2 protein-coding genes are annotated in these 1,553 nt (G+C 65.6%); one reads left to right on the plus strand and one right to left on the minus strand.

Annotated elements, in window-relative coordinates; all coding sequences use genetic code 11:
- Positions 1-1,238 (minus strand): MOSC domain-containing protein (locus LQV45_RS31385; protein WP_230011273.1); only part of this gene is annotated, 1,238 nt, incomplete at its 3' end.
- Between LQV45_RS31385 and LQV45_RS31390 the strand changes: the two genes are divergently transcribed.
- Positions 1,215-1,553, plus strand: a 339-nt coding sequence (locus tag LQV45_RS31390; RefSeq protein ID WP_230011275.1) for a hypothetical protein, incomplete at its 3' end; no start/stop codon positions are given. The two genes, LQV45_RS31385 and LQV45_RS31390, sit on opposite strands and share 24 nt — an antisense overlap.

Here is a 1,553-nt window from a genome sequence, read left to right on the forward strand (position 1 = left end):
AGGAAGGAGTGGGCGTTCGTCAGCCGGCCGAGCAGCTGCTCAACCTCGGGAGCAAGGCCGTAGTCTGCCTCGGCCCTGGCGACATGGAGCCACCACACCTGCCGATCCGGATGCGCGGAGGCCAGCGAGGCCAGCATCGACAGCACCGGGGTGATCCCGATTCCCGCCGAAAGCAGCAGCACCGGCTCGTCGGTGTCGTCGAGCACGAACTCCCCGCGGGGAGCCGCGACGTCGATGACGCTTCCGTCGGCGACCGTGTCGTGGATATACCCGCTAACGGTTCCGTGCTCCTCCCGCTTCACGCTGATCCGGTAGGTGGCGTCGTCCGGGCGACCGGAGATCGAATAGCTGCGGACCGCAGACGTGCCGCCGACCGGCAGCCGCAGCGTCAGGTACTGGCCGGGCTTAGCCGCCGGGAGGGCCGCGCCTGATCTGTCGCTCAGATAGAGGGAGAGCACGGACGGTGTCACCCGGACGGTCTTGGTCACGGTAAAGGGCCGGAACCCGTTCCATCCGGGTTCCTGTCCCGCCTCGGCCTGCGGCCCGGTGTGGCCCATGTCCCCCGCGGCGAGCAGCTCGTGGAAGGACTGCTGCCAGCCGGGGCTCAGCGCCGGAATGTCGACCGCGAGCTTCAGGAGCTCGTGAGATCGGTCCGGCAGATAGAGCAGTCCGTCGATCGCTTCAACGGTCAGCTGATGGCGTCCATCGGCGACTTTCACGATCGGGTCGCCGGCCTGCACTGTGCCTTCCGTGACCACCCGCAGGTAGAAGCCGGGTCGCCGGTGAGAGACGAGCAGCGAAGCCATCTGCGGCACCCCCAGGCGCAGGCCGACGCGGTAACACGTCACCCGTGGCTGTGTCACCTCGAACTCGGCGTCACCGATCCGATACCGGTCGCCGATGCAGACCTCATGATCCGCGAGGCCCGCGACGGTGAAGTTCTCGCCGAAGTTACCGGGCCCCAGGTCATCGCGGTTGAGGTGTTCAGACCAGTGGTCATACGACCCCTGCTGGTACACCATCACCGCGCGCTGTTCACCGCCGTGGCCACCGAGGTCGCCTTGGCCGTCGCCGTCGACATTGAATCGTCGAACGAACCGGGGGCCGTCCACCGGGTATTTGTAGATGCCGGTGTGGACTGTCTTGCCCTTCCAAGCAACATCTTTCGGCATTCCCACGTTGAGCGACAACAGCTTTCCGATGCTGTCGCTGACGTGAAGATGATCGGTCGCGGCCATCAGCTCGGCACCTTCTCGCCCATCACAGCCTCCGCGATATCTGGCGCCCGCCCATCAGTGACTGTGGCGGCGCTCATCCCAACAGTCTCAATTCATCCCGTCTCGATCTCCCCGCCGGAGGAGCTCGAATCGCCACCGGTCGACGACACCGATCGCAACTTGACCAGATGCAAGGCAGCCTCTGGGGGCAACTCCGCAGTTCGGGCTTCCACAGCATCCCAAACGCCTCCGCTCATCGCCGATGAGGAAATCCCAACGCAGGAGCCCGTTGGCCGCGTGCTCCAGTTTCGCGGAATCACGGCCGGAGAGGATGAT

It is taken from the genome of Microbacterium sp. Bi128 (genome assembly GCF_918698205.1).